The organism is Pseudomonadota bacterium, assembly GCA_027624955.1.
Lineage (GTDB): Bacteria > Pseudomonadota > Alphaproteobacteria > UBA828 > UBA828 > PTKB01.
Map to the genome: position 1 here is coordinate 1 of JAQBTG010000036.1, position 14,857 is coordinate 14,857.

At 58.5% G+C, this 14,857-nt stretch carries 13 protein-coding genes; 4 read left to right on the top strand and 9 right to left on the bottom strand.

Annotated features, from left to right (window positions below; translation table 11 throughout):
• Window positions 1-130: 130 nt before the first annotated feature.
• Both O3A94_13270 and O3A94_13275 read right to left on the bottom strand, forming a co-directional pair.
• Window positions 131-955 (bottom strand): MBL fold metallo-hydrolase, encoded by an 825-nt coding sequence (locus O3A94_13270; GenBank protein ID MDA1357221.1) that lies wholly within the window; start codon window positions 953-955, stop codon window positions 131-133.
• Between the two features lie 225 nt (window positions 956-1,180).
• Window positions 1,181-2,848, bottom strand: a complete 1,668-nt coding sequence (locus tag O3A94_13275) for an acetolactate synthase large subunit (GenBank protein ID MDA1357222.1) — start codon at window positions 2,846-2,848, stop codon at window positions 1,181-1,183.
• Window positions 2,849-3,247: 399 nt separating this feature from the next.
• Here O3A94_13275 and O3A94_13280 point away from each other — a divergent pair, with 399 nt between their 5' ends.
• Complete coding sequence (locus O3A94_13280; protein ID MDA1357223.1) at window positions 3,248-4,693, top strand: tetratricopeptide repeat-containing glycosyltransferase family protein; 1,446 nt, start codon at window positions 3,248-3,250, stop codon at window positions 4,691-4,693.
• Between the two features lie 61 nt (window positions 4,694-4,754).
• Entirely contained in the window at window positions 4,755-5,150 is a 396-nt protein-coding gene (locus tag O3A94_13285) for a PPOX class F420-dependent oxidoreductase (GenBank protein ID MDA1357224.1), read from the top strand.
• Between the two features lie 113 nt (window positions 5,151-5,263).
• Here O3A94_13285 and O3A94_13290 read toward each other — a convergent pair whose 3' ends face one another.
• The 7 genes from O3A94_13290 to O3A94_13320 all read right to left on the bottom strand — a co-directional run bounded on the left by O3A94_13290 (window position 5,264) and on the right by O3A94_13320 (window position 12,880).
• The gene (locus O3A94_13290) at window positions 5,264-6,934 is read right to left on the bottom strand and encodes a CRTAC1 family protein (GenBank protein ID MDA1357225.1); all 1,671 of its coding nucleotides are present in this window, start codon (window positions 6,932-6,934) and stop codon (window positions 5,264-5,266) included.
• A gap of 84 nt (window positions 6,935-7,018) precedes the next feature.
• On the bottom strand, window positions 7,019-8,050 hold the full coding sequence (locus O3A94_13295) for a branched-chain amino acid ABC transporter permease (GenBank protein ID MDA1357226.1): 1,032 nt from the start codon (window positions 8,048-8,050) through the stop codon (window positions 7,019-7,021).
• Complete coding sequence (locus O3A94_13300; GenBank protein ID MDA1357227.1) at window positions 8,047-8,940, bottom strand: branched-chain amino acid ABC transporter permease; 894 nt, start codon at window positions 8,938-8,940, stop codon at window positions 8,047-8,049. The genes O3A94_13295 and O3A94_13300 overlap by 4 nt, the downstream gene beginning before the upstream one ends.
• 71 nt (window positions 8,941-9,011) lie before the next feature.
• Complete coding sequence (locus O3A94_13305) at window positions 9,012-9,728, bottom strand: ABC transporter ATP-binding protein (protein ID MDA1357228.1); 717 nt, start codon at window positions 9,726-9,728, stop codon at window positions 9,012-9,014.
• On the bottom strand, window positions 9,721-10,527 hold the full coding sequence (locus O3A94_13310; protein ID MDA1357229.1) for an ABC transporter ATP-binding protein: 807 nt from the start codon (window positions 10,525-10,527) through the stop codon (window positions 9,721-9,723). Before O3A94_13310 ends, O3A94_13305 begins: the two co-directional genes overlap by 8 nt.
• A gap of 45 nt (window positions 10,528-10,572) precedes the next feature.
• Window positions 10,573-11,967, bottom strand: coding sequence for an ABC transporter substrate-binding protein (locus O3A94_13315; protein ID MDA1357230.1), 1,395 nt, complete (start codon window positions 11,965-11,967; stop codon window positions 10,573-10,575).
• A 226-nt stretch (window positions 11,968-12,193) separates the two neighbouring features.
• Window positions 12,194-12,880: an isochorismatase family protein gene (locus O3A94_13320; GenBank protein MDA1357231.1), complete on the bottom strand. Its 687-nt coding sequence runs from the start codon at window positions 12,878-12,880 to the stop codon at window positions 12,194-12,196.
• A gap of 109 nt (window positions 12,881-12,989) precedes the next feature.
• On the opposite strand from O3A94_13320, the gene O3A94_13325 reads away from it, so the two are divergent.
• Both O3A94_13325 and O3A94_13330 read left to right on the top strand, forming a co-directional pair.
• Window positions 12,990-14,405, top strand: coding sequence for an amidase (locus O3A94_13325; protein ID MDA1357232.1), 1,416 nt, complete (start codon window positions 12,990-12,992; stop codon window positions 14,403-14,405).
• A gap of 63 nt (window positions 14,406-14,468) precedes the next feature.
• Window positions 14,469-14,801: a TfoX/Sxy family protein gene (locus O3A94_13330; protein MDA1357233.1), complete on the top strand. Its 333-nt coding sequence runs from the start codon at window positions 14,469-14,471 to the stop codon at window positions 14,799-14,801.
• Window positions 14,802-14,857 lie beyond the last annotated feature (56 nt).

Below are 14,857 nucleotides of genomic sequence, written 5' to 3' on the forward strand. Positions count from 1 at the left end.
GGCATTTCAACAGCTTAATCTACGCTCACCGACCCTATCACGACACGCCGTGAATAATCCGGGCTAGATCAATAGGGGGTGTTGGTAAGAAATCGTCATTTAATCAAATGGATAACTTGATTAAGGCTTATCAAATCAGGTTGATTCTCATATTTTCACGGGCCACGAACGCGCCGCGCCATTTCTGACGCGCCTCGATTTCAAGCGCTTCCATGAAGCCATCTTCATGATCCGGGTCGTGATGAAAAATCGCCAGAGACTTGACGTTGGCCATTTGCGCCAATTTAACACCCTCTTCCCAAGTTGAATGGCCCCAACCAACCTTGGCTGGAAACTCCGATTCGGTATAGGTCGAATCATAGACCACCAAATCTGCACCATCGATCAGGTCGAGAATATTTTCATCCGGATGGCCAGGTATATGCTCCGTATCGGTGACATAGCAGATCGACTTGCCCTTGAATTCGACGCGATATCCGGTAGCGCCGTCGGGATGATTGAGCATCGCCGTGCGGACACGGATTTTATCGTTGATTTGAAACGTCTCACCAGCGTCGAAATCGACGAAGCTCAATTTGGATTTCAGCGCCTCAATAGGGACCGGAAACATCGGGTTGGCCATTTGCCCCGATATCACCTTGTAGAGGCCGCCTTGCCGTTTCAGATGCCCCGACATGAGGGTGAACTCATGCTCGGGATGAAACGCTGGCGCAAAGAACGGAAAGCCGGTGATGTGATCCCAGTGCGTGTGGGAGAACAGCAGGGTCGCCTTCGTGATACCCTTTTTTAAATTCCAATGGCCCAGATTGCGGATTCCGGTTCCGGCATCGAAAATGATCTGCTCACCGCCCGCATTCACCTCCAAGCAACTCGTGTTGCCGCCAAAGGCAATGTGGTCGGGCGACGGGCACGCGATACTGCCGCGTACGCCCCAAAACTTGAGCTTAAAACTCATTAACCAAAACCCCTCAGCGTCGCGACTGCGCGCGATGCTACTTCCCAGGCGCCAAATTCTCCCTGTCGAGAGTTTCCACCGGCTATCTACAAGATATCTTTAAGATAGTCGCCGAATAGAAAATGGTTAGCCCCAATATAATTATATCTCTTGCCCGATCCCATACACCGTTCATATGACCGTGGTCACAAAACTGTGCACGGGACCGGCAAGCGATTCTTGTGGCTAAATCGGAAATTCAATCTGACCGAGCCGGCGCGACATCTTCATATTCTCTGAATAATCGATTGGCACACCGATAACGGCCGGACCCTTTTGTTTGAAAGCTTCTTCCAGGGCGCCAGGCAACTCTTCAGCCTTGGTCAGAGTTTTACCCCAGGCGCCGTAGGATTTTGCCCACATTTCGATATCCGGATTACCGAACGACAGTTCGCTATGTTTGCCGTTGAAGGAGTTCTGCTGTTTCCATTTGATTAGGCCGTATTCGCCGTCCATCCAAATCATGGCCACCACGTTAATTTTGTAGCGAACCGCGGTCTCGATGTCCTGGGCGTTCATAAAGAAGCCGGCATCGCCGTTGATCGACATCACCTGACGCTTGGGCAATGCGATCTTCGCGCCGATTGAGCCCGGGAAGGCAAATCCCATGGTGCAAAAGCCGTTCGAGATCAGACAGGTGTTCGGCTCATCACACTGGTAGTAGCGTGATACCCACATTTTATGCGCACCGACATCGGACAGCAGAATATCGCTCGGCCCGAGCGCCTGGCGCACATCATAAAGCACCTTCTGCGGCTTCATTGGGAAGCTCTTGTCGTTTTTCTCGTTCTCGAGATCGTTGAGAATGGTCTTACGCAGTTTCGCCCGGCTTGAGATTTTGTTGAGCGGGCCCTTTTTCTTGGCTTTGCGCTGGCGTTTGATGATTTCCTCGTTCATCTGCCACAATCCGTCGGCCACATCGCCGACGACATCCACAGCGGCCTCATAATCCTTATCAATCTCGGCCGGCCAGAAATCGACATGAACGATTTTCTTTTCGCGCCCTGTGTTCCAGAACGACGGCGCGTATTCGACCAGATCGTAACCCACCGAAATGATCACGTCGGCCTCGCGCATGGCGACCAGGATATGGTCCTTGCCCTGCAGGCCGACGGTAAACAGGCAATGCTCATCGAGGCGTGGGATCGCGCCCTTGCCCATAAATGTGTTGACCACACCGATGCCGGTCAGGTCCGCCAAACGCTTCAACTGCTCAGAGGCGCGCTTCCGGACTGCGCCATTGCCGGCCAGAATGAGCGGCTTTTTCGCCTTTATCAGGATATCCACTGCCTGACTGACGGCCTTATGGTCGGCACCCGGACGGCGTGATTTTATCGGCGCGATCGGCTGACCTTTGGTTTGCGAATCGGCTAAATCTTCCGGCAGTTCGATGAGGACCGCACCCGGTTTTTCCATTTCAGCGACTTTGAACGCCTTGCGGATGATCTCGGGAATGTTGTCCTGATGGTGCACCGATTGCGCCCATTTGGTGATCGGCTTGAACATCGAAACCGAATCCATGTTTTGGTGGCTCTCTTTATGGAGCCGTCCGGTGTCGGCTTGGCCGATCAGGCAGACCAATGGAGCGCGGTCCATATTGGCGTCCGCTACGCCGGTGACGAGATTGGTGGCGCCCGGCCCGAGCGTTCCTAAACACACGCCCGCCTTGCCGGTCAGCCGGCCATAGGCGTCGGCCATGAAAGCCGCCGCCTGCTCATGGCGGCAGAGAACAAATTTAATCTTGCTTTTCATCAGCGACATCATGATATCGGCATTTTCCTCGCCAGGAATACCAAAGATGTGCGTGACGCCTTCTTTCTCGAGACATTTTACAAAAAGATCGGATGCTTTCATCGAGTCCACTCCCCCAAATTCATATTTAGAATCACTTGAAATCAGATTATCCGTCGGTTGCAAGCCACGTCAACAGATTGCGCGGCCTGGCGTTCGCCCGACTGACCATCCTGAAGGTTTGTTAACCCTGTGGCGCTAGCATGGCGCCGCGACCATGGATCAAACATTAGCCCACAGCACTACAACCGCGCCACACGCGAACGTTGGGTTCCAGGCGGCGTTCGACGCCCATCTGAGCGGTGCGCTCGATGAAGCGGTGGCCGGCTATCGTGGAGTCGTCGCGGACCTACCTGCGCATGTCGATGCGTGGGCCAATTTATGTGTTGCTTTGCAGGCCCTCGGCCGCGCCGAAGAAGCCGCCGCTGCGGGGCGCCCCGGGCGCTCGCCCTTCGTCCCGACATGGTGGAGCTTTATGTCAATCTCGCAGCCGCCCTCAAATCATTGGGACAGCTCGATCAAGCACGCGACGCGCTGGAGCGCGCGATCGCGCTCCAGCCCCGATCGGCGGTCGCGTATCTCAATCTCGGCAATGTGCTGCGCGCCGCCGGCGCTGCGGATGCCGCGCTCGAAGCCTATGAACATGCCGGCCTGCTCGCACCCGATGATATCGCCGTCCATTCCAACCAAGGCTTGGCACTGAAGGATTTGGGCCGACCCAAAGCCGCGCTGATTCGGTTCCGCCGGGCGCTGGCGCTTAATCTTAGCGCTGCCGAAGTGCATTTTAATTTCGGTAACACGCTGCGCGAGACCGGTGCGCTGGAAGACGCCGTGGACTCACTAGGTCGTGCCGTCGCACTGGATCCCGGACACATCCGCGCGCGCACCAATCTGGGCGTTGCCCTGCGCGATCTCGGCCACACCGACGAGGCGCTGGCCGCTTTCGATGCGGCGATAGCTTGCGACGGCGCGTATGCGGATGCCCATTGGAACCGCGCGCTGGCTCTCCTGTTGAGCGGTGATTTTGAACGCGGCTGGCCGGCCTATGAATGGCGCTGGCGGGCGACAGCAATGACGTCGCGCGAATTTTCCGCGCCGCAATGGGATGGCACGCCGGCCAATCAGCGCACGCTGTTGCTTCATGCCGAGCAAGGCTTCGGCGATTGTCTGCAGTTCATCCGTTATGCGCCGCTGGTGGCGGCGCAAGGCGCCACGGTGGTTGTCGAGTGTCCGCTGCCGCTCGCTGGCCTGGTCGCAAGCTGCACCGGAGTTTCCAACGTCATACCGCGCGGTGCGCCGTTGCCACCGTTTGATCTGCATGCACCGCTCATGAGCCTGCCAGGCCTGTTGGCAACCCGGGCCGATACCATTCCCGCCAAGACGCCCTATCTGGTCGCTCCCAAAAGTGTCGGCGCCGCGCTTGAGAAATCGCTGGAGCTTGGCGTGGGGCGCAAGAAAATTGGCATCGTTTGGGCCGGCAATCGGGCGCATGAGAATGACCGCAACCGTTCCTGCGACCCAGCTCATTTTGCCTGCTTGGCGGAAATTCCAGATATCGCGCTATTCAACCTGCAAAAGGACGCCTCGCCCGTGGCGCTCAGCCAATTGCCCTTGGCCGCCGATCTCGCGCCGCATCTGGATGATTTCTGTGATACCGCTTTTGCCGCCCAACAGATGGATTTGATCGTAACTGTTGATACCGCAGTCGCGCATCTGGCTGGCGCCTTGGGCCGTCCGGTTTGGCTTCTCTTGGCGCACGCGCCCGAATGGCGCTGGCAGCTCGCGCGGGATGACAGCCCCTGGTATCCGACCATGCGACTGTTCCGCCAAACACGGCCCGGCGATTGGGACGACGTGTTCCGGCGCCTTTGCCAAGCCCTTGCGAAGTTCGAATGGACCCCCATGTGAGCGTGGTGGTAGCCTCTACCAAACGGTGGGTGGTCTACCGTCCAGTCGAGGGAGAGCAACCATGGAATTGCCGGAATTAGCGAAAAAACTTCTTGCGGGTAAGAATTTTGCCACCATCGCCACCTTGATGCCGAGCGGCGCGCCGCAAGCGAGCGTGATTTGGGTCGATGTGGATGGTGACACCATCCTCTTCAATACCTCTGAGGGCCGGATCAAAGCCAACAATGTGCGCCGCGATGCGCGCGTTGCGATCGCGGTTACCAATGCCGAGAATCCGTATCAGCAAGCGATGATCCAGGGCCATGTCACCGAATTGATTCATGACGGCGCGGATGCGCACGTCGATTCGTTGGCAAAGAAATATATGGGCGTCGACACGTACCCCTTCCGTCAGGCAGGTGAGCAGCGGGTGATCATCAAGATTGCCGCCGACAAAGTCGGGCTGATGGATCCCTGAGCCTGACGATACTTCTGACAGGCGGCGACATTTTGGCCCGGCGTTGACGGTAAAATAACGACGCCGAGTCAGCCGTCTTTGGCGGTGCCGAACGGCAAGCGCTCAGGGTCTTTTTAGCGGCCGCTGTCCCGCCCGAAAGCAATGGAAATTTCTGGGCCGTCGCGTTTCAAGGTGACGAAGCGATTGCTGCCGACGGCTTGCCAGCCGCTCCAACTGCCGTCAGGCCATTGCACTCGGATTTCGGCGTCGCGTTCGCCGCCAAGGCCGAAATGATGCCACCCGGCTTGGCCGCTGGCGTGGCCGCCGCCGACGACGACTTCCTTGCGCCACATTTCATCTTCGGCGCGTACTTCGATCCAGGCACCGATGGCATTGCGATTGCCGCCGTCCTGGCGGAGCGCGATCTGTAGCCAGCCGCCGCCGTCATCGGTCCGATTGTGTAGAATTTCGACATTGGCGCTGCGATTGACAACAACGATATCGAGCCGCCCGTCGAGGTCGAGATCGACAAGTGCCGCGCCCCGGCTGCGTGCCATATTGTTGACGCCGGCGCGCAATCCCACTTCGTGAAAGCCGCCATTTTTCTGGCCGAGCAGCAAATTGTTGGGGTCCTCGATGGCGCCTTCTTCCATCTGATCGACATTGCCTTTGGCGATGAAAAGATCCACTAGGCCGTCATTGTTGAGATCGGCGAACTGGGCGTGCCAGGCGGTCGACGCCTTGTCCTGATCGCGCCCTACATAGGGATGCGGCGCCATCACGCCGGCCGGCCCCGCCATGTCGACATAACGCGGCCCGGCCGTCGGATCGTCGCCCAGTGTCACCAATTTGTTGGCCATCATGCTGGTGAGGAAATAATCCGGATAGCCGTCGCCGGTCACGTCATGACTGGCGATTCCCATACCCCAGATATTGACCGTCTGCCAGCCCTCCTCAGGGCTGTAAAGCGTGGGTTCTGGGGCCAGATGCCAGAGCTGCTCTTCGCCCGGCGGAAGGTAATAATATTGATCATTGCTTACTCTGAGGTCGCGCTTGCCCGAACGGTCCCAGTCGGAAAACAGCATCGAGAGCGCGCAAAAGCCAGGCGTGAGCGTGATCGGTGCCGCAAAATGCTGCGCCGCAGGCCCGGCTGGGCGCAGCAGATAATTGTCGAGGCAGGTGTTGAGGCCGCTTTTGCGGTTTTTATCGTCGACTCCGAACGCCGTGTGGATCGCCGCCCAGACCTGGCGGTTGACATAGTTGCCGAAGGCGAAGGTTGGAAGCCGCTTGCCATTTTCCCAGGTTGCGCTGAAGGCGGTTGTCCATTCCGCACCGCCATCGAAATTGAAGCGCTCCTGGGCCGCTTCAAAGCGGCACTCGCCGAGGCCGCGGTAGAGCCGATTGGCACCGATCCTGAGGACGACCAGATCCATATTTCCGTCGCCATCGACATCGAGCGGATAGGCGCCGGTTGCGCCTTTATCATGCGGCGCTGCGTTGCCGAGCGCGGCAAAGGCCAGGCCGTCTTCTTTGCTGCTGTCGTTGCGAAACAATTGTGTCGGATTTGCGCCGCCGGCGAAGAACAGATCGGCATCTCCGTCGCGGTCGCAATCGAATGCGGCGACCCCGCCGCCGGTAAAATGCTCCCACGAGCCGCCATAGACATGTTGGATTCCGGCTTCCAGCGCAACATTCTCAAAGCGCGGTTCGGCGGGCTCATAGCTGTAATCGAACGCCGCGGCGGCGCCCGCCGCGAGGATTGTGCAGGCGAAAAACGAGGTTATGAAGCGGTGCAGGCTGATCATCCCGGCTGACCTATCATTCTCCGGAGCAATTCACCGAATTCGCCGCACATCGATGCCGCCAAACCGCCACCGGCGGCCCGTATGTCAGGCGGTTCGGTTTCGACTGTACATTCGAACGGCGAGTTTGCGCAGCTTGTCGATGCCGCCCGCCACGCCATCGGGCAGGAAGATCATGAACAGCAGCACCACAATACCGAGGCCGATATTACGCCAATCCGAGAATTCCTTGAATACTTCGTCGGCAGATACCAGCAGGGCGGCGCCGAGGAGCGGCCCCCAGAGGCGACCGATGCCGCCGACCACCAGCATCGAGATAAGGAACAGCAGTAGCGGGAAGCCAAACAGATTAATGCCGACTGCCTGGAAATGCGCGGCGTAGAAGGCGCCGGCAACGGCGGTCATGAAGGCCGACAGGCTGAACACCAGAAGTTGGTACTTATACTGGCTGATGCCGCGTGAGCGGGCCAATTCTTCGTTGTCGCGCAGCGCCCGGAAGGCCAGTCCCATGCGGCTCTGGGTAATCAGATAGGTGACGACGAGGCCGACCACCAGGAGGCCCAGCATGGAGTAATAGTCGCCCGTCATCCAATCGCGCGGGCCCAACACGGCGCGCCAGCCGAAATCGCCGAAATCGCCGAGACCCTGCGATCCGCCGGTGAAGGAAACGCAACTCGTCGGATTCTTGATCCTGTTGAGCGCGCTGCACGCGGCGTCGGTCTGAATGAGGACAAACATCATCTGCGACACGGCGAGGGTGAGCAGCGCGACATAGATGCCGCGCAACCTCAGACAGGCGAGGCCGACCAGCATGCTGAACAGAATGCCTCCCAGCCCAGCGATCGGGAAGGAATACCACAGATTCATTTCGAGATAGCGCCCGAGAAGCGCGGAGGAATACGCGCCGAAGGCGAAGATGGCGACCTGCGCCAGCGAAAAAATGCCGGCCAGGCCAAACACCAAATTCCATTGGCTGACAACGGTGGCGTAGCAATACATGATCAGCACGGCGGCGAGGATGAAGCGTGGCACGCCGAAAAACGGAAAGGCCAGCGCGACGCCCAGAAGAATGGCGAAGATGACAAAATCGCGGTATTTCCAAAATATCGCCATGCTCATTGTCTCGCCACCGTTGAGCGCCCAAAGATACCGGCGGGTTTCCAGATCAGGGCGAGGATGACCAAGATCAAAATCGCGGTGAAGCCGTACTGATCGGCGATTAGGACTTTCACGGTCGCTTCAACCATGCCAATCAGGAGCGCGGCATAAAGCGCGCCCGTGAGATTGCCGAGCCCCGCCAGCACGATCACGATAAAAGCTTTCAGCATCAAGGCGCCGCCCATGAGCGGGTGAACGTCCTTGAAGGAACTCAGCATGATGCCGGAAACACCGGCCAACGCGCTCGCCAAGGCGAGAACGGCGATATAGACGTTGCGCACGCGTACACCCATGAGGCGCGCCGCGTCGCTGTTTTGCGCCACGGCACGAATGGCGCGGCCAAAACTGGTGCGCTTGAGAAACGCCGCAAGGATCAAAATTAGGATCAGGGCGGAGCCCCAAATGATGATGCGCTGATAACTCACGGGTACGGTGGCGACGAGGAAGGAATCGGCGCCCATCGAAAGCGGTTGGGAGTAGGGCGAGGAGTGAAAGAGCTCGGACAGGAGCTTTAGCAGGCCCGCCTCCATGGCCATGCCGAGACCGAAGGTGGCGATAATGATGGTGGTTTCGAAATCGCGCTGCTTGATCATCCAATGGGCGGAAACGAAATAGACGAACGCGCCCATAAAGCCGCCGCAGAGCATGGCGAAGGGCGCCGCAAAGATCAGCGGAAGGCCGAACAATTCGGCCCACATGAGGGCGAAATAGGCGCCGAGCGTCATAATGATGCCGTGCGCCATGTTGAGCATATTGAAGGCGCCCCACACCAGCACGAGGCCCACCGCCGCCAATGCGTACATGGCGCTGAATGTTAGGCCGCTGACGATGATTTGGACGAAATAATCCATACGCTCAGTTGCTTTCCATCGGGCGTTTGGCCGTCGCGTTAGGGATTGGCGCTTTGCCCGTCATCAGTTCATTATCCGCCCAGATAGGTTTCAAGCACTTGCGGGTTCGATTGCAACTCCTCGCCGCCGCCGTGCCACACGATGGTACCGGTATCGATAAGATGAATTTGTTCAGCCAGATCGATGATGCGGCTGGCGTTTTCCTCGACCAGCAGCAAGGTCCGGCCTTGCGCCTTGAGGTCGCGGATAATGTCGTAGATCTGGTCGATAACAATCGGTGCGAGACCGAGTGAAGGCTCGTCCAGCATTAAAATTTCTCCGCCTGCCAACAAGCCGCGGCCGATCGCCAGCATGCGGCGCTCGCCACCCGAAAGCGTGCGCGCCATTTGCGAGGTGCGCTCCTTAAGGCGCGGCAGCAGGGTGTAGATTTCCTCCACATTCTGCTCAAATTTGGCGTTCGCTTCCTTGAGATAGGCGCCCATCCGCAAATTGTCGTAAACCGACATTTCGGGAAACAGCATATCGCCCTGGGGAATCATCACCACACCGCGCGCGACGATTTTCTCCGCGTCCATGCCTTCGATGCGCTGGCCGTTAAAGGTGATTGTGCCCTTGGTTGGCTTTACCAGGCCTGAAATACAGCGCAGCAGTGTTGTCTTGCCGTGGCCGTTCGGCCCCAGCAAACTGATCAGCGAGCCTTTCGGGACGTCGAACGTAATGTTGTTGAGGACGTTCTGTCCTTCATAACCCGCATGCAGGCCTTCAACACTGAGCAGCGCTTCAGCCATTTTGCGCCCTCTCGTCCATCATATGCTGCAGGCGGTCGGCCGTTCCTTCGCCGAGATAAACTTCCACCACCTTGCGGTCGTTGAGAAGCCCCTTGCTGTCGCCTTCATAAATTTTTTCGCCGTGATGCATAATCACCACGCGCTCGGAAAGCTGTAGCAAAAAGCGCATCACATGCTCAATCAAGATGATGGTGACACCTTCCTTGATCAGGCCGCGGACGATCTCCATAACATCGTCAACCTCGTTCGGGTTGAGGCCGCCGACGGGTTCATCGATCAACAGGAGTTTGGGCTCGGTGGCCAGTGCTCCGGCCATCATCAGCAATTTGCGGTCAAGCACGGGGAGATCGCGAACGATGAGATCAGCCTTGTCTTGCAGGTTGCACAGGACAAGCGCGCGATCCACCCTTTCGCGCATTTCGCTGCTATAGGTCATGCGCGGAAACCAGCCCTTGTCGCCGAGCCCGAAGGAGGCGCCTACCAGCGTGTTCTCGCGAATCGACATCGATTCGAAGCCGGCATTGAGCTGAAAGGTGCGCGATATGCCGAGGTGGCAAATGGCATCGGGTTTTTTATTTGCGATCGGGACTCCGCCGAGCGTAATACTGCCGCTCGTGGCCGGATTAATCCCCGAAATCACGTCCAGGAATGTGGTTTTCCCGGCCCCGTTGGGGCCGCCAATTCCAACCACATCGCCTGGATAGACATCCAAGTCGAAATCATTGATCGCCGCCAGCCCGCCGAAATATTTAAAAATATTTCGGCAGGCCAACAACGGTTGCGTGTCACCATTAGACATTGGTCAGGTAGTTGCTCTGACTTCTCATTCGTCCCTGTCCCTAGGCTATTTGAGCCAGGGCGGGTTCATCCATTCGGCACTGTCATAAGGCTCCGGCGCCACAAAGACGACGTCCTTAGTCCAGTCCTGGCACTGCATGATCAATGTCGGCATGCCGAGCGAGGTATCGTTGGTCTCCGCCGGATACGGCTGAGCCGCTTGGCCCCACATATATTTGATGGTGCCGACGACGCCACGATAAATCTGCTCGCGCAGGAAGTGGCAAACCTTCTTGTTTTGCTCGATGCCGTCATACGGCGCCGCACTGCCGCCCGCGCGGGCGGCCGCGATGGCCCATGTGAAGTAGGAATCATAGACCTGACCGGCGGCGCTTGGCGATGCGTCGGCGCCATAGCGGTCGCGCGTCTTCTTGTAGAAGGCGAGGCCAATTTCATCCTGCAAGGTGCCGATGGTGGTCGAGCAGAACACGCCATGCCCGGTTTCCTTGACGATGTCGAGGAAGGCCCGGAGCTGCAAGGCATACTGCACATAGACCAGGCTTTGTGTCGGGTTCTCGGCAAAGCCGGTTACCAGACCGGTCTGATCCGACGGCATACCATGAGTGGCGGCAATCAGGGCCGGAGCTTCGGCGCGTGATTTCACCAACGAGGGTCCCCAGTCATCGACCGGCTGCGTGACGATATCGTCAATCACCAGATCCCAGCCGAACTGCGGCGCCGTGTCCCTGATGCCGCTGGCGATGGTGATGGCGTAATCGATCGAGCCGGAGAATAGCGCGATCTTGTTGTTTGGCCGTTTCCATTTACCGGTTTTTTCCAACTCGTCCAGGAAGTAGATCAGACCCGGGCCGTAATAATATTCGGACGGATCGTCCTGGAAGATGCAGTAGTAGCGGTCAGGATTGTCGCGCACTGCGAACTGATGGCCATACTGCGTGTTGTCATGCAAATACGGGATGCCGGCATCGGCGATGGTGTCGTACTCGGCTCGCACCGATAACGAATTATAGCCGTTAATGATGGCATGCACATTGTGCCGGTCGATCAGGCGGCGTGCCGCTGATGTCACGGTCTCGGCGGTGATTTCCTTGGTGTCCTCAAAATGAACTTCGAGTGGACGGCCAAGGATGCCGCCATATTCGTTGATTTCTTCAACCGCCAATTCGATGCCGTACTGGAAGTTGCGCGCATCATCCGCGCCCCAACCGGTAAACGGCAACATCGCGCCGACCGGAATCGGCTCGCCGTCAGCCTTGGCGCCGTTGTTGAGCGCGACCAATGTATTGGCGCCTGCTACGCCCATGGCTCCGATCGCCACAGAGCCGGCAGTGGACATGAAACCACGCCGCGTCGGGTTGAGTATATCCAGCCCGCCCGTGGCTTTCATTTCCTCGTCGAATTTCTGTTTCTTGGTCTGATTGTTACGATTGTACCACTGCATCCGAAGCCTCCCAAAGGTTGGTTGCGTTCATTCCGCCCGGTCCGGGGACAAGGCGGTCGTGTTTCGAGGCACTGTCCAGGAAACGAGCCGCAGCATTCACCGCAGTGCGTACAGGCCAGCACATTGATGCAGTATCCTGTATCATTCGAAACCAAATATCCAGCAAGTCATGAGAGTTTATTTTCGGCAGGCGAAGAAAATTTGCTTGATGTTGGGGATTTCCAATTCACACATTCGCAAAGGGTTCCAGCGAATTGAGGTAGCCCAGCACCCGTTCCAGCGGCTCGACATCGCAGTATTTCATGTCGAGGTCGAACAGATTCCATTCGACCGCGGCGGGCACTCGGTCGCCGACACATTCTTTCACCACGACGCTGCGAAAGCCTTCGCCAAGGGCGTCCTCGACCGTATGGCGGACACAGCCTGCCATGGTGACACCGGTGCAGATCAGCGTGTCGATCCGCGCGGCGCGTAGAATTCCAGCCAAATGCGTGCCGGCGAAAGCGCTCGGGCGTTTCTTCACAATCACCGTGTCGACGCCGTCCTCAGGCGTGATGCGCGAATCGATTTCCGTGGCCGGCGTACCTATCATGAGATCCTCGAACGGCGTTTTGAGCGGAAAGGCGCCCATGTCGAAGCGGCTGCAAAACGCCGTCGTGGTGTAGATGATCGGTACCTTCTTGGCGCGCGCCAGCTCGTTTAGGCGCTGCACGCCGGGGATGATTTGATCATCCATATCATTGCACGAGAACCGGTAGCCCGGCCTGGTCCAGGCATTGGCGAGGTCGATGTTGAGAATGGCCGGGCGCTCGCCAAAACCGCTGCGTTGGTTCCAGCCGCGCTTTTCGTAGAGATCCGAATCAGCCGCGAAAATCGTATCCAGCGCCGCACGCACGTCTTTATCGACTGCCATTGTTTCTGCTCCTCTTGTCGGGGGCGGGCAAGGTAACGCATATTTCGCAGGGTAAGAAGAGTAAGTGTAAGAAGTATATTAAAAGCTATTAAATTGAGGAGTGCGCGCGATGTCCGAGCCGGACCTATGCTATCTGAGCGCCAGCGAGGCCTTGGCCCAGTTCCGTGCCAAGACGCTGTCGCCGGTCGAATTGATGCAGGCCGTTGTTGCGCGCTGTGAAGACGTAAACCCGCGCCTCAACGCGTTTACCTATACGTTTTTCGAACGCGCCCTCGAGCAAGCACAAGAAGCTGAAACGAGATATGCCAAAGGCGAAGCGCGCGCCCTCGAGGGCCTGCCGCTAGGCGTCAAGGATTTTCACGCCGTCGCCGGCGAGATCACCACCCTCGGCTCGAAGATTTTCGAACATAATCGCCCGGAGCGCACGGCGCCCACTGTCGCCCGGCTGCTCGACGCCGGCGCCATCATGCATTGCCGCACCACGACTCCGGAATTCGCGCATGCGCCGGTCACCCATTCGCCGCTCTGGGGCGTCACGCGCAACCCGTGGAATTTGGACTATACGCCGGGTGGCTCGTCGGGCGGCGCAGGTGCTGCGCTCGCCGCCGGCATGACCTTCCTTGCAGACGGCACCGATGCCGGCGGCTCGGTGCGGATGCCGGCCTCGGCCTGTGGCATTGTCGGCTATAAGCCACCGTTCGGGCGCAACCCGCTCGACCGTGATCACCCGCTCGAAAGCTTGCTCCATTACGGGCCGATGGCGCGCAGCGTCGGCGACGCGGCATTGATGCAAAATGTCATGTCGGGCGCGCATCCAGACGATATCTGCTCGCTGCGCGAGGACCTTGTCATCCCGGAGGCTCTCGACGGCATTAAGGGCTGGAAAATTGCTCTCTCGATGGATCTCGGCTTTTTCGAAATCGCGCCCGAAGTGCGCGACAAAACGCTGGAAGCTGCCGACCTATTCCGCGCCATGGGCTGCCAGGTCGAGGAAGTGTCGCTCGATTGGAGCTACGCTATTCATGATCCCTATCTGCAATATTGGGAGGGCATGGCGGCGACCACACTGGCGCAATATTTGCCAGAATGGCGCGACCGGATGGACCCCTATATGGCCGGCATCGTCGAGAACGGCGCCGGCCACACGGCGGCGACGCAATATCAATGCAATCTGGTGCGCGGCCAAATGTACCAGGCGCTGGCGCCGATCCTCGATAACTATGATGTGATGATCTGTCCGGCGCTCTCGGTGCCGTCGGTCAAGGCGGAGCACAATCTGGCCGACCCCGATTTCCAAATCAACGGCAAGCCCACCGAGGCTTATCTCGGCTGGAACCTGTGCTACCCGTTCAATATGGTCAGCCAATGCCCGGTGATCTCGGTGCCGAACGGCTTTTGCCCCGACACCGGCGTGCCAATCGGCCTGCAAATCGCCGCCCGCAGCTACGACGATCTCCGCGTTTTCCGCGCCGCCGCCGCATTCGAGCGCGCGCGCCCGTGGAAGGATGCGCGCCCGGCGCTTTAGGAACGACACTCTCGAGAACGTCAGAAACCGTGCAGCACGACGCTGCGGCCAAGGAGCACTAGGATGGCAGCAGACGAGAAATTGACCGCCGCGTTGCGCGCGGCTCTTGCCCAGCGCACAGACGTCGTTGAAAAGAAGATGTTCGGCGGCCTCACCTTTATGGTGGCAGGCCATATGTGCTGCGGCGCAACCGCCAACGACCTGATGTTTCGCGTCGGCCCCGAGCGCTACGCCGCCTGCCTGAAGGAGCGTCACGCCCGGGCCATGGATATCACTGGAAAGCCGATCAAGGGCATGCTGTTCGTCGCGCCGGAAGTCGCTGCCAAGCCGAAGGAGGTGGCGAAATGGGTCGACTGGTCGTTGCAATTCGTCGAGGGATTGCCACTGCGGACATGAACCCAGATCGGGGCCGAGCGGCAGGTAGTGTTGCGGCGGTAACAATCTTCGCGCGG

Bases quoted from the DNA above. Each gene is read 5' to 3' on its own strand.
- O3A94_13270 (MDA1357221.1), bottom strand. From the start codon at position 955: ATGAGTTTTAAGCTCAAGTTTTGGGGCGTACGCGGCAGTATCGCGTGC.
- O3A94_13275 (MDA1357222.1), bottom strand. From the start codon at position 2,848: ATGAAAGCATCCGATCTTTTTGTAAAATGTCTCGAGAAAGAAGGCGTC.
- O3A94_13280 (MDA1357223.1), top strand. From the start codon at position 3,248: ATGGTGGAGCTTTATGTCAATCTCGCAGCCGCCCTCAAATCATTGGGA.
- O3A94_13285 (MDA1357224.1), top strand. From the start codon at position 4,755: ATGGAATTGCCGGAATTAGCGAAAAAACTTCTTGCGGGTAAGAATTTT.
- O3A94_13290 (MDA1357225.1), bottom strand. From the start codon at position 6,934: ATGATCAGCCTGCACCGCTTCATAACCTCGTTTTTCGCCTGCACAATC.
- O3A94_13295 (MDA1357226.1), bottom strand. From the start codon at position 8,050: ATGAGCATGGCGATATTTTGGAAATACCGCGATTTTGTCATCTTCGCC.
- O3A94_13300 (MDA1357227.1), bottom strand. From the start codon at position 8,940: ATGGATTATTTCGTCCAAATCATCGTCAGCGGCCTAACATTCAGCGCC.
- O3A94_13305 (MDA1357228.1), bottom strand. From the start codon at position 9,728: ATGGCTGAAGCGCTGCTCAGTGTTGAAGGCCTGCATGCGGGTTATGAA.
- O3A94_13310 (MDA1357229.1), bottom strand. From the start codon at position 10,527: ATGTCTAATGGTGACACGCAACCGTTGTTGGCCTGCCGAAATATTTTT.
- O3A94_13315 (MDA1357230.1), bottom strand. From the start codon at position 11,967: ATGCAGTGGTACAATCGTAACAATCAGACCAAGAAACAGAAATTCGAC.
- O3A94_13320 (MDA1357231.1), bottom strand. From the start codon at position 12,880: ATGGCAGTCGATAAAGACGTGCGTGCGGCGCTGGATACGATTTTCGCG.
- O3A94_13325 (MDA1357232.1), top strand. From the start codon at position 12,990: ATGTCCGAGCCGGACCTATGCTATCTGAGCGCCAGCGAGGCCTTGGCC.
- O3A94_13330 (MDA1357233.1), top strand. From the start codon at position 14,469: ATGGCAGCAGACGAGAAATTGACCGCCGCGTTGCGCGCGGCTCTTGCC.